Annotated in this window: 15 protein-coding genes and 1 riboswitch; of the genes, 8 read left to right on the forward strand and 7 right to left on the reverse strand. The window is 72.3% G+C overall.

The genetic code is table 11. The annotated features are described in order from the left end of the window. Positions 1–51 precede the first annotated feature (51 nt). Positions 52–205, reverse strand: a riboswitch (cobalamin riboswitch). A 188-nt stretch (positions 206–393) separates the two neighbouring features. Beyond that, on the reverse strand, positions 394–2,730 hold the full coding sequence (locus tag AB0E05_RS31410; RefSeq protein ID WP_361969968.1) for an excinuclease ABC subunit UvrA: 2,337 nt from the start codon (positions 2,728–2,730) through the stop codon (positions 394–396). Between the two features lie 202 nt (positions 2,731–2,932). Here AB0E05_RS31410 and AB0E05_RS31415 point away from each other — a divergent pair, with 202 nt between their 5' ends. Then, entirely contained in the window at positions 2,933–4,387 is a 1,455-nt protein-coding gene (locus AB0E05_RS31415; protein ID WP_361969971.1) for a glyceraldehyde-3-phosphate dehydrogenase, read from the forward strand. Between the two features lie 55 nt (positions 4,388–4,442). Here AB0E05_RS31415 and AB0E05_RS31420 read toward each other — a convergent pair whose 3' ends face one another. Beyond that, entirely contained in the window at positions 4,443–5,678 is a 1,236-nt protein-coding gene (locus tag AB0E05_RS31420) for a cytochrome P450 (protein WP_361969974.1), read from the reverse strand. Positions 5,679–5,836: 158 nt separating this feature from the next. After that, positions 5,837–6,676, reverse strand: coding sequence for a class I SAM-dependent methyltransferase (locus AB0E05_RS31425; protein ID WP_361969977.1), 840 nt, complete (start codon positions 6,674–6,676; stop codon positions 5,837–5,839). A 78-nt stretch (positions 6,677–6,754) separates the two neighbouring features. Between AB0E05_RS31425 and AB0E05_RS31430 the strand changes: the two genes are divergently transcribed. From AB0E05_RS31430 to AB0E05_RS31440, 3 genes are all read left to right on the forward strand, one after another. Continuing rightward, positions 6,755–7,360: a TetR/AcrR family transcriptional regulator gene (locus tag AB0E05_RS31430; RefSeq protein WP_361969980.1), complete on the forward strand. Its 606-nt coding sequence runs from the start codon at positions 6,755–6,757 to the stop codon at positions 7,358–7,360. Positions 7,361–7,458: 98 nt separating this feature from the next. Then, a complete protein-coding gene (locus AB0E05_RS31435; RefSeq protein WP_361969983.1) occupies positions 7,459–8,484 on the forward strand; it encodes a zinc-binding alcohol dehydrogenase family protein in 1,026 nt (341 codons plus the stop codon). A gap of 103 nt (positions 8,485–8,587) precedes the next feature. Next, positions 8,588–8,929, forward strand: coding sequence for a hypothetical protein (locus AB0E05_RS31440; protein WP_361969985.1), 342 nt, complete (start codon positions 8,588–8,590; stop codon positions 8,927–8,929). Between the two features lie 119 nt (positions 8,930–9,048). Here the strand turns inward: AB0E05_RS31440 and AB0E05_RS31445 are convergent, their stop codons facing one another. The 4 genes from AB0E05_RS31445 to AB0E05_RS31460 form a co-directional block, all read right to left on the reverse strand. Next, positions 9,049–10,278 (reverse strand): hypothetical protein, encoded by a 1,230-nt coding sequence (locus AB0E05_RS31445; RefSeq protein WP_361969988.1) that lies wholly within the window; start codon positions 10,276–10,278, stop codon positions 9,049–9,051. 202 nt (positions 10,279–10,480) lie between these two features. Continuing rightward, the gene (locus tag AB0E05_RS31450) at positions 10,481–10,711 is read right to left on the reverse strand and encodes a hypothetical protein (protein WP_361969991.1); all 231 of its coding nucleotides are present in this window, start codon (positions 10,709–10,711) and stop codon (positions 10,481–10,483) included. A 168-nt stretch (positions 10,712–10,879) separates the two neighbouring features. Further along, positions 10,880–12,412, reverse strand: a complete 1,533-nt coding sequence (locus AB0E05_RS31455; RefSeq protein ID WP_361969993.1) for an amino acid permease — start codon at positions 12,410–12,412, stop codon at positions 10,880–10,882. A gap of 51 nt (positions 12,413–12,463) precedes the next feature. Next, a complete protein-coding gene (locus AB0E05_RS31460) occupies positions 12,464–13,459 on the reverse strand; it encodes a hypothetical protein (protein WP_361969996.1) in 996 nt (331 codons plus the stop codon). A 628-nt stretch (positions 13,460–14,087) separates the two neighbouring features. Between AB0E05_RS31460 and AB0E05_RS31465 the strand changes: the two genes are divergently transcribed. The 4 genes from AB0E05_RS31465 (at position 14,088) to AB0E05_RS31480 (ending at position 18,451) form a co-directional block, all read left to right on the forward strand. Next, entirely contained in the window at positions 14,088–15,569 is a 1,482-nt protein-coding gene (locus AB0E05_RS31465; RefSeq protein ID WP_361969999.1) for an AlkA N-terminal domain-containing protein, read from the forward strand. Between the two features lie 136 nt (positions 15,570–15,705). Further along, the gene (locus AB0E05_RS31470) at positions 15,706–15,891 is read left to right on the forward strand and encodes a hypothetical protein (protein WP_361970002.1); all 186 of its coding nucleotides are present in this window, start codon (positions 15,706–15,708) and stop codon (positions 15,889–15,891) included. A gap of 245 nt (positions 15,892–16,136) precedes the next feature. Then, positions 16,137–17,669 (forward strand): AMP-binding protein, encoded by a 1,533-nt coding sequence (locus AB0E05_RS31475; protein WP_361970004.1) that lies wholly within the window; start codon positions 16,137–16,139, stop codon positions 17,667–17,669. After that, the gene (locus AB0E05_RS31480; protein WP_361970007.1) at positions 17,666–18,451 is read left to right on the forward strand and encodes a crotonase/enoyl-CoA hydratase family protein; all 786 of its coding nucleotides are present in this window, start codon (positions 17,666–17,668) and stop codon (positions 18,449–18,451) included. Before AB0E05_RS31475 ends, AB0E05_RS31480 begins: the two co-directional genes overlap by 4 nt. The last annotated feature ends 17 nt before the right edge of the window (positions 18,452–18,468 follow it).

The following is an 18,468-nucleotide window of genomic DNA, read 5'->3' on the forward strand; positions in this document are numbered from 1 at the left end:
CGAGGTCACCGGGAAGACCGCGCGCGGATCGTCCGCGTGCGGGCAACGGGCAGGTCTTCGGACTCGCGGGCACGCCTGCCGGTCTCCCGGCGGGCACCTACTGGCCGTCGCTTCCCAGGTCCTTCGCGGACCCAGTGCGTATGACGGCGGTCGTTCCCGCTCACCGCTGCGGGGCAGTCCCGGATTCCCACCGGGTTCCCTCTTACGACGCGTTCCGTCTGGCGGACGGGGCGAACCAGCTGCACCGGTCACCCTAGCGGGCGGTCGGCCAGCGGCGGCAGGGCGCGTCCGGCATCCGGATGGTGAGGTGGACCACGCCGACCGGGTCGCCCGCGCGCCGGGGGCGGGGCGCCGTCGCGGCCCCGCCCCCTTCCGACCACCGTCCGGTGGAGGTCAGCCGCCGTTGACGTACGTCCGCAGATGGTGCGCGGTCAGGGTGTCGCCCTCGCTGACGAGTTGCCGCGGGGTGCCGGTGAAGACGACCTCCCCGCCGTCGTGGCCGCCGCCCGGTCCGATGTCGACGATCCAGTCGGCGTGGGCCATCACCGCGAGGTGGTGTTCGATCACGATGACCGAGTTGCCGCCGTCCACCAGCCGGTCGAGCAGGGCCAGCAGCTTGTCGACGTCGGCGAGGTGCAGACCGGTGGTCGGTTCGTCGAGGACGTACGTCGACGCCTTCTCCGCCATGTGGATGGCGAGCTTCAGCCGCTGGCGCTCGCCGCCGGAGAGGGTGTTCAGGGGCTGGCCGAGCCGCAGGTAGCCGAGGCCCACGTCGGCGAGCCGGCCGAGGACGGCGTGCGCCTGGCCCGAGGGGAAGAAGTCGTACGCCTCCTTCACCGGCATGTCCAGGACCTCGCTGATGTTCTTGCCGCGCAGCTTGTAGGTGAGGACCTCGGGGGTGTAGCGCTTGCCCTCGCACTTCTCGCAGACGGTGGTGACGCCGGCCATCATCGCCAGGTCGGTGTAGATGAGCCCGGCGCCGTTGCAGGCGGGGCAGGCGCCTTCGGAGTTGGCGCTGAACAGGGCCGCCTTGACGCCGTTGGCCTTGGCGAAGGCGGTGCGGACGGAGTTGAGCAGGCCGGTGTACGTCGCCGGGTTGGAGCGGCGCGAACCGCGGATGGGGGACTGGTCGGCCACCACCACCCCCTCGCGGCCGGAGAGGTACCCGTGGACGAGGGAGCTCTTCCCGGAGCCGGCGACGCCGGTGACCACGGTCAGCACCCCGAGGGGCACGTCCACCGAGACGTTCTTCAGGTTGTGCAGCGTGGCGTTCTCGATCGGGACGTGCCCGGTGGGGCGGCGCACCGCGTCCCGCAGCGCGGCCCGGTGGCCGAGGTGGCGGCCGGTGAGGGTGGGGGAGGAGCGCAGTCCGGTGACGTCCCCCGCGTAGCCGATCACGCCGCCCTCGGTGCCGGCGCCGGGCCCGAGGTCGACGACGTGGTCGGCGATCGAGATGACCTCGGGCTTGTGCTCGACCACCAGGACCGTGTTGCCCTTGTCGCGCAGCCGCAGCAGCAGCCCGTTCATCCGCTGGATGTCGTGCGGGTGCAGTCCGGTGGTCGGCTCGTCGAAGACGTAGGTGACGTCCGCGAGCGGGGAGCCGAGGTGCCGGACCATCTTGACCCGCTGGGACTCGCCGCCGGAGAGGGTGGAGGAGGTGCGGTCCAGGCTGAGGTAGCCGAGGCCGATCTCCACCAGGGAGTCCAGCAGTTGGCCCAGGTTGCTCAGGAGCGGCGCCACGGAGGGCGCGTCCAGCTTGTGGACGAAGGCGGCCAGGTCGTTGATCTGGAGGGCGGCGCACTCGGCGATGTTCAACCCGCCGATGCGACAGTCCAGCGCTGCGCGGTTGAGGCGGGCGCCCGCGCACTCCGGGCACTCGCCGAAGACGACGGCCCGGTCCACGAAGGCGCGGATGTGGGCCTGCATCGCCTCCCGGTCCTTGGACAGGAAGCTGCGGTGGATGCGGGGGACGAGCCCCTCGTAGGTGAGGTTGCTGGAGCCGACCTTGATCTTGGTCGTCGGCTTGTGCAGCAGGTCGGCGAGTTCCGCTTCGGTGAAGTCGGCGACCTTCTTGTCCGGGTCGTAGAAGCCGGAGTCGGCCATGACCTGCCACTGCCAGGAGTCCACCGCGAAGCCGGGGACGGTGATCGCGCCCTCGCGCAGCGACTTGGACCGGTCGACGACCTGGTCCACGTCGATGTCGGATATCCGGCCGATGCCCTCGCACCGCGGGCACATGCCCTCGGCGTTGTTGAAGCCGAAGTGGTGCGAGGGGCCCACGTACGGCTCGCCGAGCCGGCTGAAGACGATCCGCAGCATGGTGTACGCATCGGTGGCGGTGCCCACCGTGGAGCGGGAGTTGGCGCCCATGCGCTCCTGGTCGACCACGATCGCGGCGCTGAGGTTGCGCAGCGCGTCCACGTCGGGACGGCCGACCGAGGGCATGAACGACTGGACGAAGCTGGTGTACGTCTCGTTGAACAGCCGCTGCGACTCGGCGGCGATCGTGCCGAAGACGAGGGACGACTTGCCGGAGCCCGAGACGCCGGTGAAGACGGTGAGCCGACGCTTGGGGATGTCGACGGAGACGTCGCAGAGGTTGTTCTCCCGGGCTCCGCGCACCTCGATGAGGTCGTGGCTGTCGGCGAGGCGGGTGACGGCGTCCGGTGCGCTGGGGACCGGTGCGCCGGTGGCGTGGTCGTAGGGGCCTTCGGGGCCTGCGGCGGGCATGGCTGATCTCTCTCCTCTGGCGCTTTGGGGAGAAACGCGGGAATCCGCTGGATGCGCGCCGCCCACTGTACACAGTTACTGGATACACCGTACGCAGATATGGCGCCGATGTGCGCGTGGGGGGCGTTTGAATGCTCAAAGGAGCGTGTGGTTAACATGTGAGCGCCGCATGTGAGCGCCACCTAGCTCGAAAGATAGGCCTGTGACTCTCAACGAGGACTCGTTCACCAACTGGAAGAACCGCGAGGAGATCGCGGAGGCGATGATCCCGATCATCGGGAAGCTGCAGCGCGAGCGGGACGTCACCGTCCTGCTGCACAGCCGCTCCCTGGTGAACAAGTCGGTGATCAGCATCCTCAAGGCCCACCGCTTCGCCCGGCAGATCGCCGGCGAGGAGCTGTCGGTCACCGAGACGATGCCGTTCCTCAAGGCCCTCACCGGGCTGGACCTCGGCCCGTCCCAGATCGACCTCGGCATGCTCGCCGCGCTGTACCGCACCGACGGGCGCGGCCTGTCGGTCGAGGAGTTCACCGCGGACGCCGTCGCCGGCGCCACCGGCGCGAACAAGATCGAGTGCCGTGAGCCGCGCGACGTCGTCCTCTACGGCTTCGGCCGCATCGGCCGCCTCGTCGCCCGCCTCCTGATCGAGAAGTCCGGCTCCGGCAACGGACTGCGGCTGCGCGCGATCGTGGTGCGCCGCGGCTCCGGCGAGCCCGGCGCGGACCTCGTCAAGCGCGCCTCGCTGCTGCGTCGCGACTCCATCCACGGCCAGTTCCAGGGCACCATCACCGTGGACGAGGCGAGCAGCACCATCACCGCCAACGGCAACGAGATCAAGGTGATCTACGCCGGCGACCCGACCGAGGTCGACTACACGGCGTACGGCATCAAGAACGCCATCCTGATCGACAACACCGGCAAGTGGCGCGACCGCGCCGGGCTGTCGAAGCACCTGCGCCCCGGCATCGACAAGGTCGTGCTGACCGCCCCGGGCAAGGGTGACGTCCCGAACATCGTGCACGGCGTCAACCACGACACGATCAAGCCGGACGAGCAGATCCTGTCCTGCGCCTCCTGCACCACCAACGCGATCGTGCCGCCGCTGAAGGCGATGGCGGACGAGTTCGGCGTGCTGCGCGGCCACGTGGAGACCGTCCACTCGTTCACCAACGACCAGAACCTGCTGGACAACTTCCACAAGTCCGAGCGCCGCGGTCGCTCCGCGCCGCTCAACATGGTCATCACCGAGACCGGCGCCGCCTCCGCCGTCGCCAAGGCGCTGCCCGACCTGAACGCGCGGATCACCGGCAGCTCCATCCGCGTCCCGGTCCCGGACGTGTCCATCGCGATCCTCAGCCTGCGGCTCGGCCGCGAGACCACCCGCGAAGAGGTGCTGGAGCACCTGCGCAACGTCTCGCTGACCTCCCCGCTGAAGCGGCAGATCGACTACACCAGCGCGCCGGACGCGGTGTCGAGCGACTTCATCGGCTCCCGGCACGCCTCGATCGTCGACGCCGGCGCCACCAAGGTCGAGGGCGACGACGCGATCCTCTACCTCTGGTACGACAACGAGTTCGGCTACTCGTGCCAGGTCATCCGGGTCGTCCAGCACGTCTCCGGGGTGGAGTACCCGACGTACCCGGCGCCCGTCGTCTGATCGACCGGAGCCCGGTGGGGGCGCGGCAGGCCGAGCGGCCCGCCGCGCCCCTTCGTCATGCGCCCGGCGCGGGCGTCAGCACAGTCGGCACGCTGCGGTGGCCGTTGGAGAGGAACGACGGCATCGGGCGGAGTTCGTCCGCCGCAACGGCGAGCGCGAGGTGCGGAAAGCGGTCGAGGACCGCCCGTAGGGCGATGACGCCCTCCAGCCGTGCCAGGGCGGCGCCGAGGCAGACGTGGACCCCGTGCCCGAACGTCAGATGGGAGCGGTCGGAGCGGGCGGGGTCGAAGCGGTCCGCGTCCGGCCCGTACACGTCAGGGTGGGTGTTCGCCGCGCTGTACGCGGCGAGAACGGCCTCGCCCGCCCGGATCGTGACGCCCTCGGGCAGCTCGATGTCCACCGTGGCGAACCGCATCGGCAGGAAGGGGACCGGGGCCTGCCAGCGCAGGGTCTCCTCCACCACGTCGTCGTAGGACACCGCGCCCGTGAGGAGCGCGGAGCGCTGCTCGGGGTGGGTGAGCAGGGCGACGAGCGCGTGGTCGATCAGATTGATCGTGGTCTCGTAGCCGGCGCTGACCATCAGCATGAGGCTGTCCACCAGCTCGTCGTCGCTCAGCCCCGTGCCGTCGCCCTCGGTGTCCCGGGCGTCGATCAGACGGGTGGTGAGGTCGTCGCCGGGGCTCTCGCGCTTCTCGTCGATCAGCTCCGCCAGCGTCGCCCGGAAGGCCCGCGCGTTGGCCTCGGCCTCCGCTCCGGTGATGGTGCTGTCGAAGACGCCGTCGACCCTGCTGCGGAAGCCGGTGGCCCGGTCCTCGGGCAGGCCGAGGAGGTGGCTGATCACCCGGATCGGCAGCGGGGCGGCGAAGCGCTCGCGCAGATCCACGACCGACCCGGCGGGCACGGCGGCGAGGCCGTCGAGGAGGTCGGCGGCGATCGCCTCGATGCGGGGCGCGAGAGCGGCGATCCGGCGGCCCGCGAAGGCCGGGGAGATCAGCCGGCGCAGACGCCGGTGGTCGTCGCCGTACGCGGTGAACATGTTCCGCACCCCGACCCACAGGTTCAGCGGCCAGTCCTGCGTCTCGTGCGGATAGCGCGGCCAGTGCCGCACGGCGTCCTTGGAGATGCGGCCGTCCATCAGCAGCCGCTTCAACAGCGCGCGGTCGCTGACCGCCCACACCTTCTCCCCGAGGACGTCGACGCGCGTCAGGGGGCCGCGCTGGCGCAGGGCGGCGTCCTCGCCGCGACGGTCGGCAGCGGTCGGATCGAGCACTAAGGGTCTTTGAGGGTCCATGGCACCGGCTCCTTCGCGGTGAATCGGCACACGGCGGCGCGATGGTGCCGCCGCGGTACCGTCGGGCCCGGCGTGCGGGCCCGGCCACCGGAGGTGATTCCCCGCGCCGATGCGGCGTACCCCTGAGTCGCACCGACGGGTGAGCGCCGGGGACGGCGTCAGCCGTCGCTCCGGGCCCGGGCCGTCACCGCCACCGTGGCGTACCGCATCGTGAAGCGTCCGCCCCGTGCGTCGACGGCGGCGCCGACCCCCTCCAGCACGGCGGCCAGCGCGGGCGCGGGGAGCCGGGTGAAGGCGCCCTGGGTCGGCAGTTGGTCCAGCCAGGCGTCGCAGGTGTACGTCAGCTCCCAGTCGTGTCGCCACTGCTGCGGCTCCTCGAAGGCGCCGGTCGCCCGGATCCCGTCCACGGCGCCGGAGAGCAGGGTCCCGTACCCGTCCGCCGTGCCCCGCCCGAGAGCCCGTACGTCGAAGGGGGCGTCCGGCAGCGCCCGTCGGCAGACCTCGGTGACCGCGTCCGCCAGGTCCGGCGGGAGCTCGAAGGCGTTCCAGAACGGCGCCAACAGCCCGCCGGGCCGCAGGGCGCGCGCGGCCCGGGCGGCGCCCGCGACCGGGTCGACCCAGTGCCACGCCTGGCCGGCGACGACCGCGTCGTACGTCCGCCCGGCCGGGTCCCAGTCCTCGAACGCCGCTTCCTCCACCGTGATCTTCGACCGCCTGGCCAGGTCGGCCATGCGGGGGTCGGGCTCGACCCCGAGCACGTCGCAGCCGGCGTCCAGGAACTGCCGGGCGACGATGCCGGTGCCGCAGCCGACGTCGAGGACGCGCGGGGGACCGGCGGCAGCGACCAGATCGAGGATCCGGTGCACCAGGGCGTCCGGGTAGCGGGGCCGGGCACGGTCGTAACGGGTGGCGTCGACACCGAAGGACCGGGCCACCGCGCGCTGCTGATGGACCTCGCCGACCGGGGCGCGCTCGGGCTCCGGAGATATAGTGGGCATCTGCCCACTCTGAGTGGGCGTGCGCCCACTCGTCAATCGACGACGGCGAAAACCAGTCGGGACGGAAGGAGACCGCGGGTGCCGACCGGAGTGGCGCTGCGCGACCCGCGCCACCAGCTCTTCGACGCCGCCGAGCGCGTACTGCTGCGCGCCGGACCGAACGCCCTGACCAGTCGGGCCGTCACCGAGGAGGCCGGCTGCGCCAAGGGCGTCCTGCACCGGCACTTCGCCGACTTCGACGCCTTCCTCGCCGACCTCGTCCGGGACCGGACCGACCGCGTCCGGGAGCGGGCCGCCGCCCTGCGCGCGACGGCCGGAACCGGCTCGGTCGTCGACCACCTCACGACGGTGCTGACCGAGGTCTTCGGCCCCGTCGCGGTGGCCCTGGTCGCCCTGGTCACCTCCCGCGACGGCCTGCGCGCCCGGCTGCGCGCGGACGCGCCGACGGGCGTCCCGCTGCTGACCGAGGCCACCGCCGCGATCGCCGCCCATCTGGAAGCCGAGCGCGGCCACGGCCGGATCGAACCCGCCGCCGACGTCGACGTCCTCGCCCCCACCCTGATCGGCGCCGGACACCTGCTCTTCGCCGACCGGACCGGGGCCGCGCCGCAGCCCTCGGACGTCCGCAAGGTGGTGGTCGGCGTGCTCGGCACGGCGGTGCGGGAGCCCACGACGCCGGGGTGAGGGCCACCGGACGAAGCCGCCGCCACCGCCCGTACTGGCCGGCGCTGCGCCCCTGTGCTCGACTGGGGGGAGAGCCGCCGGGGGGCGGAGGTGACGCCATGGCCGCACTCCTACCCGACTCCACCGTCGCGTGGGTCGTCGACCGGCCCGCGCCGGCCGCCGAACACCCGCTGCGCCGCGTGCGCCGCCCGCTCGCCGCCCCGGGCCCGGACGACCTGCTGGTCGAGGTCAGCGCCTGCGGGGTCTGTCGGACCGACCTCCACCTCGCCGAGGGCGACCTCGCCCCGCACGTCGAGCAGTGCACCCCGGGACACGAGGTCGTGGGACGGGTGGTCGCGGGCGGGGACGCCGTACGCGGCTTCGCACCGGGCGACCGCGTGGGCGTGGCGTGGCTCGCCGGCACCTGCGGCACCTGCCCGTACTGCCGCACCGGACGGGAGAACCTGTGCCCCCGGTCCCGCTACACCGGCTGGGACCTGCACGGCGGATACGCCCGGCACGCGGTGGCCGACGCGCGCTACGCCTACCACCTTCCCGAGGATGTGCCCGACGAGGAGATCGCGCCCTGGCTGTGCGCCGGCATCATCGGATACCGGGCCCTCAACCGCGCCGAGTTGCCCGCCGGGGGCCGGCTCGGGATCTACGGGTTCGGGGCGTCCGCCCATCTGACGGCCCAACTCGCCATCGCCCGGGGCGCCACCGTCCACGTCCTGACCCGCGGCGGGGCCGCCCGGGACCTCGCGCTCGCCCTCGGCGCGGCCTCCGCGCGCGGCCCGCGGGACGCCCCGCCCGAACCGCTGGACGCGGCGATCCTCTTCGCCCCGGTCGGCGACCTGGTCCCGGTGGCCCTCGCCGCGCTGGACCGCGGCGGCACCCTGTCCGTCGCCGGCATCCACCTCACCGACGTGCCCGCCCTCTCCTACCAGCGGCACCTGTTCCAGGAACGGACGCTGCGCAGCGTCACGGCGAACACCCGGGAGGACGGCCGCGCCTATCTGGCGGAGGCGGCCCGGCACCGGCCGCGGGTCCACGTCCAGCGGTACCCGATGGCACGGGCCGACCAGGCCCTCGCGGACCTGGCGGCGGGCCGCTTCGCCGGCGCCGCAGTGCTGCACGCGGAGTGACGGCCGGGCGCTGCGCGGTGGACGGGCCGAGGTGCCCGGATCGTCGTAGCGTGGAGTGGGGGCAGCGGATGCACCGGCATCCTGAGGTACGGAGGTGAGGGCGGTGAAGGCCCACCACCTGAACGCTCGGGAGCAGCGGCTGTTGGAGGAGACGGAACGGCAGCTGACCGGGGACCGGAGGCTGCGGTGGCGACTGCGGCTGCTGGGCGGCGCGTGTCGACTGCGCCATGTGCTGGCCGCGGTGCTTCCGGGCCGCTGGGTCCTCGCCGTGGCCGCCCTGGTCTCGCTGGTGCTGCTGATCACCGGGATCGCCACCGGCAGCCCCGGGGTCATCTGGGCCTTCGCCATCTGCTGGCTGGTGACGTGGGGCGTGGTGCTGCGCGCGGCGTACCGCTGGGCGACGACGCACCTGGGCTCCGACGACCGACGGAAACCGTACGTCTGAGCTGCTGTTGAGCCACTGAGCTGTCCCCGGTCCGCGGATCTCCTGATCCCCGGGGGCAGCGGGAGAGCGGGACGGGCGGAGCGGACGCGGTGGACCGCTCCGCCCGTCCCGCGCCGTCGTCAGGACGGGTTCAGCTTGATGGCGAACCCGTTGAAGATGGCCCAGACGTCGACCCAGGCCACCCCGCCGCTGCACTCCTTGGCGGCGTTGCACCCGGTGCCGTAGCTGATGATGCCGTTGAGCTGGCGGGAGTTCGGGTCGTTGATGGTGATGACCGGGCCGCCGCTGTCGCCGCCCCGGCCGACGATGCCGCCGGCGTGCGGCACGCCGTAACTGCCCCACACCGTGGTGCCGTTGACGGGCCAGTTCGCGTTCCCCGCATAGACGGTGCGGATGTTGCAGACGACCTTGGAGTTGTAGCCGAGCTGACAGGTGAAGTCGTTCACCGCGACGTTGCGCACCCCGTTGAGGTAGCGGGTGTAGCCCTGGGCGTCGAGGCCGTCCCAGGTGTAGCGGTTGGTCCGGGTCTCGATGAAGGCCGCGTCGATCTCGGGCCGCTTGTACTTGACCTGGCCGACGTAGTTGCCGCCGAGGGTGTTGACGTGGTCGTTGACGTTGTAGCAGTGGCCGGCGGTCACCAGCCACTGACGACCGTCCCAGGTGCTGATCGCGGGGATGCCGCTGGTGCACTGGGACCGGCCGTTGAAGCCGGGGCCGAGTGCGGCGCCCGCGTAGAACGGTGCGTAGTCGTTCTCGCGGCTCAGTGCCGCGGAGGGCGTTCCGGCGCTCACCGCGACCGGGGTGGCCGCCGTGGACTCGCGCTGCGCGGCCACGGTCGGCGAGGCGAAGTAGCTCCGCGCCGCCGCGAGGTCGTCCACGGCCAGCCGGATCGTCCCGCCGTCGACCGACGCGCCCGCCATGGTGACGGCGAACGGCAGGTCCTTGCGTTGGGTGAGCGCGGTCATTTCCGCCATCAGCGCGGTCCGGGTCTTCTTGCCGCGGCGGATCTCGATGAGGTCGGTGTCCACGGCGGGGGCGCTCCCCCGCACCGCGGACAGGAAACGGCTGCCCTGCCCCACGTCGGTCAGATAGACGCGGACGGAGCGGTAGTCGGGCGCCAGCTCCACCTGGGTGTAGATGTCGGCGTGGGCGTCCCGCCCCACCTGGGCCGCGGCGTCCGCCGCCGCCCGCAGTGGCGCCAGCACCTTCCCCTGCCGCTCGGGGCTCATCGCCGCGAGCACGTCGGCGGAGAGCGGTCGGTCGTTCTCGGCGTGTGCGGCCACGGTCATCAGCGGAAGCAGGGCCAGGGCCCCCGCCACGGCGACGTAGCGCCGCATTGCGCTCTTCATGCGTCCCCCTCACCGACCCCGCCGGAGCGAGGTCCTTTCTGTGGTCGCCCGGGAGGGTAGTCAGCCCCACCGGGGTCGCCTAGGGCGATTTACGGTCGTTCCCGGCAACACGTGAGGGGCCCGGCGGAACGTGATCCTCCGGGCAAATGGGGGCATGTGTACGCACATCGCAGTTCTGTTCGAGCGGTCCCGGAGCGGCCCGTCACACCGACCGCTCGTCGTACGGCACCGGCTGGAGTCGGGTCACCAGCGAGAAGAACGCGGCCTCGTTGCCCGCCATGCCGAGGGCGTCCAGTGCCTCGTCCGCCTCGGTCATGGGCGCGGTGAGCAAGGGCAGTGCCGTCACGGGCCGCTGCCCGTCGTCGAGCACGGCCCGGGTGGCGCTGAGCAGCCGTACGTACGCCTGTGCCGCGGCGAGTTCCAGATCCGTCATGTCGTGGCCTTCCCCCTCGAAAAGGTGCTGGACCGTCAAGTCTGTCGCGCACCACTGACAATCGGGCCCGACGGCTCGCCAGGACCACTGCTCCACGGGGGCGACGTCACAAGGACGGGCCCGGTTCCGCCTCACGGAACCGGGCCCCCGACGAGACGGTGCGACGCCTCAGACGATCTGGTCGGAGATCTCCGCCTGCTCACGGGCCGAGCCGTACGACTGCGGAGTGCTGTACGAGCGGCGCGCCACGAACCACCAGACGGTGGCCAGGGTCAGCACCGACACCAGCGCGATCGAGGCGTAGTTCATTGTGTCGACCGTCACCGGGTTGGTCTGCGGCAGCAGGAACAGCACGGTCACGCAGACCACCCACACCACGGCGACCCAGCCGATCGGCTTGCTCCACCTGCCCAGCGTCCACGGCCCCGGCTCGAACCGGTCGCCCGCCCGCAGCTTCAGATAGACCGGGATGATGTACGCCGGTGTGATGCCGATGACGTTGATCGCGGTGACCGCCCCGTACGCGGTCGTCGACCACAGCGACGGCAGGGCCAGCACCGCCGCGAAGCCCACCGCCAGCCACACGGCCGGCACCGGCGTCTGGGTGCGGCGGCTCACCTTGCGCCACAGCGCGGAGCCCGGCAGCGCGTTGTCCCGGCTGAACGCGAACACCATGCGACTGGCCGCCGCCACCTCGGCGTTGCCGCAGAAGAGCTGCGCCACGATCACCACCAGCAGCAGCGCCGCGGCCCCGTTCGAGCCCAAGGCGTCCAGCAGGATCTGCGCCGGTGGCACGCCCGTTTCGCTGTTCAGCGTCCCCTCGTAGTCCTGGATGGCGAAGGTGAGCGCCATCAGCAGCACGAAGCCGGCGATCCAGGAGGCCCAGATCGCGCGGACGATGCCCCGGGCCGCGGTCACCGAAGCGTTCGACGTCTCCTCCGACAGGTGCGCGGAGGCGTCGTACCCGGAGAAGGTGTACTGGGCGAGCAGCAGACCGATCGCCGCGACGTAGAAGGGGTTCTCCCAGCCGGTGTTGTTCACGAACTCTGTGAAGACGAACTCCGGCGACTGGTGGCTGTCCGGGACGATCACGATCGCGCCGACGATCAGGGCGACGCCGCCGATGTGCCACCACACGCTGATCGAGTTCAGCACGCTGACCAGCTTCACGCCGAAGAGGTTGAGCGTGGCGTGCAGCAGCAGGATCCCGAGGAAGATCAGGAAGGTGGACTCGGGTGTCGGATCGAAGCCGAACTGGAGGTTGAGGAAGGCGCCGAGGAAGAGCGCGGCGCCGTAGTCGATGCCCGCGATGGCACCCAGCAGCCCCAGCAGGTTCAGCCAGCCGGTGTACCAGCCCCACTTGCGCCCGCCGAGCCGGTCCGCCATGTAGTACAGGGCGCCGGACGTCGGGTACGCGCTGGTGACCTCGGCCAGCGCCATGCCGACGCAGAGCACGAACAGGCCGACGCCGGCCCAGCCCCACAGCATCACCGCGGGACCGCCGGTGTTCATGCCGAAGCCGTACAGCGTCATGCACCCGGAGAGGATGGAGATGACGGAGAAGCTGATGGCGAAGTTGCCGAATCCCCCCATCCGGCGCGCCAGCACGGGCTGGTAGCCGAGCTCCCTGAGCCGTTCCTCTTCGTCGAGCACGGGCTTCCGGCCGGCGCCGGCCGACCATCTGGGCGGGGATATGGACACGGTGGAACCTCCGGGGGAAAGGTGGTCGCACTGAACGGTCGGTGGCGCGGGTCAGTAGCCCGCGTCGCGTGCGGCGGTGAAGCACCGGCTGCGGGCCCTGAGGAAGATCTCCTCCGCCAGGGTGGGGTCGCCGGGGTTCTGGGAGCGGTACTGCCAGGGTGGAGCGGTGTAGTAGGGCCCCAGCGCGTCGAAGACGCGGGCGGCTTCGACGAAGCGGCCCGCGCCCCACAGGGCGTGGGCCAGGTGGTTCAGGTCGAGCAGCGACGACGAGACCGGGTCGGTGTGGGCGAACCAGCCCTCCAGCGCCAGCATCGCCTCCCGGATGGCGTCCTCCGTCACCCAGTGCAGGTCGAGGGCGCGCTCGTGCCCCCGGTCGCGTCGGTACCGCTCGACCCGGACGAACAGCGGCAGCACCAGCAGCGCGGAGCCGGCCGGCGCCGAAGAGGCCGCCCACTGGACGAAGTTGACCGCCTCCGACAGGTGTCCGCCGGACCTGCGCCCGTACACGAACTGGAGCATGCGGTGGTACGCCTCGCGGTTGTACGGGTCGCGGCGGTGCGCCTCGGCGAGCAGCCCCCACGGCCCGGGGAACAGCATGGGGCCCGGCGGCACCTTCCGGTGCTCCTCCAGACGCTGCTTCTCGTCGAGTTGCGCCAGCGCGAGCAGGCACACCCACGGCACCGGGTCGTTCGGTCCGTGCTGGGCCGCGACCCGGCACGCCTCCCACGCCTCGTGCCACAGCTCCTGGGTGCGGGGGTGGTTCTCGCGGTGGGCCCGCAGGGCGCGCTCGACGGCGACCCGGCACTGCATGACGATCGCGGCGCGCGAATCGGGCTCCTCGGCGCGCCACGCCTGCACCGCGTCGGAGCCGGCGGCCACGGCGGCGAGCACCTGGGTCCGCTGGGTCCACGCCCCCCAGGCGGAGGTGTCGTTCAGCAGGTTCCGCATCGACAACCAGCGACCGGTCCGTAAGTCCTGAAGGGCGGCGCGCAACTCGTTGTCGTGGCCGGCCGGATGGTAGACGGGGCGGAACTGGTCGGGGGCCATCAGCTCCTCGCCGTGCCCGCAGGGGCACACCCGCGCGGTGGAGTGCGGAGACGGAACTGTCTGAAAGTGGTCGTCATGGGTCCCCTTGGGGAGGGTGGGGGGTGATTGCGGTGGGTGGAGGCCCTGCTCCACTCCCGTTTGCGCGCCGATCTTACTCAACCCGTCGATGACGACAAGAAGTTGACGCCATTCGGTCATCTGTCGAGACAACACCCCCATATGCAGGGAGGTTTGGGCGTCATTCAAGGGGATTGACGGAGCCTTCCGCAGGCTGCCGAGGTGGCGAACACGCTACGACCACGGGTCGAACGGGCCGTGGCATACCAGCCGTTGGGGGCGGTCATCCTGAGGGGAAAGCCCTATCTATAGGGTGGGTCTGGCCGGAAATCGCCCAAATGGGGAACCCGTTGACCTGTCGACGGCCCGTCCTTCGACCTTCCCGACGCAGCCTTCGGGCATGCGCACGGGTGCACGAAGACCGGTCGGGCGGTGAAAGGATCAGGCTACGGGGACGGCTCCCGTGGTCGACAGCGGCCGGAAGCGGTCAGGGGGTGTCCGTCCTGCCACGGCGAACATCGCGTCCGATTTCCGCCAGCGCCGGCGGTCGGGAGCTGCGCATACTGGCCGCATGACGACGGTAGAGGACAGCAGATACACCGCGGTGACCAGCAGGGACGCCCGCTTCGACGGGGTGTTCTTCTTCGCCGTCGCCACCACCGGGATCTACTGCCGTCCGAGCTGCCCCGCGGTCACTCCCAAACGACAGAACGTGACCTTCTACCGCACGGCTGCCGCAGCCCAGGGCGCCGGCTACCGGGCCTGCCGGCGCTGCCGCCCCGACGCCGTCCCCGGCTCCCCGGAGTGGAACGTGCGCGCCGACCTCGTCGGCCGCGCCATGCGGCTGATCGGGGACGGGGTCGTCGACCGCGAAGGCGTCGCGGGCCTCGCCGACCGCCTCGGCTACAGCGCCCGTCAGGTGCAGCGCCAGCTCACCGCGGAACTCGGCGCAGGACCCATCGCCCTCGCCCGCGCCCAGCGCGGACACACCGCCCGGGTGCTGCTCCAGACCACCACCCTCCAGGCCGCCGAGATCGCCTTCGCGGCCGGCTTCGCGAGCGTGCGGCAGTTCAACGACACCATGCGCGCGATCTACGCCGCGACCCCCAGCGAACTGCGGTCGGCGCGTCCGGGCCGCCCCTCGCGCGCCGCGCAGCTCGCCCCCGAGGGCGGCGGTCGGGCCGGGGTGCCGCTGCGGCTCGCGCACCGCGGTCCGTACGCCGCCGGGCAGGTCTTCGACCACCTCGCCGCCCGGGCCGTCGCCGGCGTCGAGGAGGTCGTCGGGGCGGCGGGCGACCGCGTGTACCGACGCACCCTGCGCCTGCCCGGTGGTCCCGCGATCGCGGAGGTCGACGAGCGGCCGGGGCCGGCCGGAGGATGGCTGGAGTGCCGCCTCCACCTCACCGACCTGCGGGACCTGACGACCGCCACCCAGCGGGTGCGGCAGCTCTTCGACCTGGACGCCGACCCCTGTGCCGTCGCCGAACGGCTGGCCGCTGACCCGGCCCTCGCGCCGCTGGTCGCGGCTCGGCCCGGACTGCGCGCCCCCGGCGCCGCCGACCCGCAGGAGACCGCCGTGCGCGTCGTCCTCGGTGGACAGGACCCGCTGGCGCGCGGGCGGGCGCTCGGCGCCCGGCTCGTGGCGGCGTACGGTCAGCCGCTGGCAGCCCCCAGCGGCGGTCTGACGCACCTCTTCCCGGCGGCCGACGACCTCGCCGGTGCGTCCCTGGACGTGCTGGACGTGCCGGACGTGGGGACCGGGCGCCGCGCCGCGCTGCGGGCGCTGACCACGGCCCTCGCCGAAGGATCCCTCTGCCTCGACGCCGGCGTGGACCGGGACGAGGCGGAACGGCGACTGCTCGCCCTGCCCGGCGTGGACGCGTGGATCGCCGGCTCCATCCGGATGCACGCACTCGGCGACCCCGACGTACGACCGGTCGACGACGCGGCGCTTGCGGCGGGCGCCCGCCGCGCGGGTGCCGCGACGACGCATCAGGAGGGCTGGCGGCCCTGGAGCACGTACGCCGTGCACCACCTGTGGAACGCACCGTGACGCCCCTGGCCGCTGATCGCCGGCCGGGCCCGACGCAGGACCGAAGAGTAGGATTTTCGATAGGAAGTTCCCTCGGGGACCGACCTCCGAGGGCCCGCCACCGAATTCGCAGGTGTGGTTCCGGCAGGTGATGACCGTGGCTGACGAAGAGTTCTACCAGCACGACAGGCCGCCGAACCCGGAACTGCCGGAGGACCGGCCGCGCGGTCGCGGCAGCGGCCCGCCGGGCCCGCCCGCCCAGCACAGCACGACCTGGAAGGTCGTGATGGTGATCCTCGCGATCGTCGTGGTGATCGCCTTCGGCATCATGCTCTTCCCGTGACCGGACCGGACCGGACCGGATCAAACTGAACCGGACCGGAGCGGAGTGCGCCGGGTAGTGCGCACCGACTGCTCCCACGCGCCGGGCCCAGGCACCCATAGGTGCGGCAGCACTTCCTCGAAGCCGGGCCCGTCCCGGAGCCCCCCGTGAGCCGTCAACAGGCGCCGTAAGGGTCGCCCCCGGCCAGTGGAACGGCCTGCGAGGCGTGGTGGTGCTCCAGCGCGCCTCGCCGCTATCGTCCGGCCATGCTTGCCGTGGACCTGGTCCGCCGGGGCGCTGTGCGCTTTGCCGGACGTACCGCACTGACCTTCGGTGATCGATCCCTGAGCTACGCGGAGGTCGACGAGGCGGCCAACCGGATGGCCCACGTACTGACCGGGCTCGGCGCCGGTCGCGGCGGCAGAGTGGGCCTCCTGTCCGGCAACGGCCTGTGGTCCGTCTCCCTCGACTTCGCCTGTCTGAAGGCCGGCGCGGCCCGGATGCCGCTGAACCCCCGCCTCTCCGCCCCCGAACACACCCGCATGGTCCGCGAGACCCGCACCGACGTCCTGGTGTACGCGCCCGAACTCGTCGAGCGGGCCCACGCGCTGGCGGCAGCGGTGCCCGGCCTCGTCCTGGTGAGCCTCGGCCCGTCCGCCGCCGGCGACGACCTCGACCTGCTGGCCGCGATGCGGGAGGCCAGCCCGGTCGACCCCCGGGTCCGTGCCGAGCCGGACGACGTCATCCTCGTCCTCTACACCTCGGGCACCACCGGCACCCTCAAGGCCGCCCAGCACACCCAGCACAGCTACGCCGCCATGGTCGCGAACGTCCTCACCAACGTGTTCTCGCCGGACCGGGACGACGTGATGCTGCACGCCGCCTCCCTCATCCACGCCAGCGGCACCTTCGTCCTGCCGCTCTGGCTGCGCGGCGGCGTCTCCGCGGTGCTGCCCGGCTTCGACCCCGAGACCTACCTCGCGGACGTCACACGCCACGGCGCCACCGCCGTCAACCTCGTGCCCACGATGCTGAGCATGGTCTTCGCCGGCGGGCGGGCCGAGGGCGCCGACCTCGGCCGGCTCCACACCGTCCTCTACGGGGCCAGCCCCATGCCCCGTCCCCTGATCGAGCGCGCCCTCGACGCCTGGGGGCCCAAGTTCGTGCAGTACTACGGACAGACCGAGGCGCCGCTGTGCATCACGGCCCTGGACAAGGGCGACCACGTCGAGGGTGGGGAACTGCTCGGCTCGGCCGGACACCCCGCCGTCGACGCCCAGGTCGTGCTCACCGACGACGAGGGCGCCCCGGTCGCCACCGGTGAGATCGGCGAGGTGCGGGTCAAGGGCGGCTTCACCATGGCCGGCTACCACGACGCACCGGAGCTGTCCGCGCAGACGCTCACCCCCGACGGCTGGATCCGCACCCGTGACCTCGGCCGCTTCGACGACCGCGGCTACCTCCACCTCGTGGACCGCAGCAGCGACATGATCGTCACGGGCGGCTACAACGTCTATCCGCGGGAGGTGGAGGACGCGCTCGCCGCCCACCCCGCCGTCGCCCAGTGCGCCGTCGTCGGCGCGCCCGACCCCACCTGGGTGGAGGCCGTCACCGCCTTCGTCACCCTCGAACCCGGCGCCACGGCCACGGAGGCGGCGCTGCGCGACCACGTCCGCGCCCGGCTCGCCGGCTACAAGGTGCCCAAGGCCGTCCACTTCGTCGACGCCATTCCGCTCTCCCCGGTCGGCAAGGTCCTGCGCCGCGCCCTGCGGGACCCCTTGTGGGAGGGCGCGCGATGAGCGGGGCCGATGCGGCGGTGCGCGTGGAGCGCGACGGACCCGTGCACACCGTCGTCCTCGCCCGGCCCGCGGTCCGCAACGCGGTCGACGGCCCCACCGCGGCCGAGTTGGCCGCCGCCTTCCGTGCGTTCGAGGCCGACCCGGACGCCTCCGTCGCCGTGCTGTGGGGCGAAGGCGGCACCTTCTGCTCCGGCGCCGACCTCACCGCGATCGGCACGGACCGCGGCAACCGGGTCCGTCCGACGGGCGACGGCCCCATGGGTCCCACCCGGATGCGGCTGACGAAACCGGTCGTCGCGGCGGTCGCCGGGCACGCCGTGGCCGGGGGACTGGAACTCGCGCTCTGGTGCGATCTGCGGGTCGTCGAGGAGGACGCCGTCTTCGGCGTGTACTGCCGTCGCTGGGGCGTGCCGCTGATCGACGGCGGCACGGTCAGGCTGCCGCGGCTGATCGGGGAGAGCCGTGCCATGGACATGGTCCTGACGGGCCGTCCGGTGCCGGCGTCGGAGGCGTACGCCATCGGACTCGCCAACCGGCTTGTGCCCATCGGAGAGTCTCGCGCAGCCGCCGAACGCCTGGCCCGGGAGATCGCCGCCTTACCCCAGCTGTGCCTGCGCGGCGACCGCCGGTCGGTGCGCGATCAGCACGGGCTCACCGAGGCGGAAGCGCTCGCGGTGGAGTTCCAGCACGGACAGGTGCCCCTGGAGGCCGGCGAGACGCAGGCAGGCGCGGACCGCTTCGCATCGGGCGCGGGCCGCCACGGCTCCTTCACCGACGAGTGAGGCGTGCAGCCGTACGA

The organism is Streptomyces sp. NPDC048057 (assembly GCF_040653095.1).
Taxonomy (GTDB): domain Bacteria; phylum Actinomycetota; class Actinomycetes; order Streptomycetales; family Streptomycetaceae; genus Streptomyces.

Coding starts and splice junctions, on each gene's coding strand:
- AB0E05_RS31410 (WP_361969968.1), bottom strand. CDS start 2,730: ATGCCCGCCGCAGGCCCCGAAGGCCCCTACGACCACGCCACCGGCGCA.
- AB0E05_RS31420 (WP_361969974.1), bottom strand. CDS start 5,678: ATGGACCCTCAAAGACCCTTAGTGCTCGATCCGACCGCTGCCGACCGT.
- AB0E05_RS31425 (WP_361969977.1), bottom strand. CDS start 6,676: ATGCCCACTATATCTCCGGAGCCCGAGCGCGCCCCGGTCGGCGAGGTC.
- AB0E05_RS31435 (WP_361969983.1), top strand. CDS start 7,459: ATGGCCGCACTCCTACCCGACTCCACCGTCGCGTGGGTCGTCGACCGG.
- AB0E05_RS31445 (WP_361969988.1), bottom strand. CDS start 10,278: ATGAAGAGCGCAATGCGGCGCTACGTCGCCGTGGCGGGGGCCCTGGCC.
- AB0E05_RS31450 (WP_361969991.1), bottom strand. CDS start 10,711: ATGACGGATCTGGAACTCGCCGCGGCACAGGCGTACGTACGGCTGCTC.
- AB0E05_RS31460 (WP_361969996.1), bottom strand. CDS start 13,459: ATGGCCCCCGACCAGTTCCGCCCCGTCTACCATCCGGCCGGCCACGAC.
- AB0E05_RS31465 (WP_361969999.1), top strand. CDS start 14,088: ATGACGACGGTAGAGGACAGCAGATACACCGCGGTGACCAGCAGGGAC.
- AB0E05_RS31475 (WP_361970004.1), top strand. CDS start 16,137: ATGCTTGCCGTGGACCTGGTCCGCCGGGGCGCTGTGCGCTTTGCCGGA.
- AB0E05_RS31480 (WP_361970007.1), top strand. CDS start 17,666: ATGAGCGGGGCCGATGCGGCGGTGCGCGTGGAGCGCGACGGACCCGTG.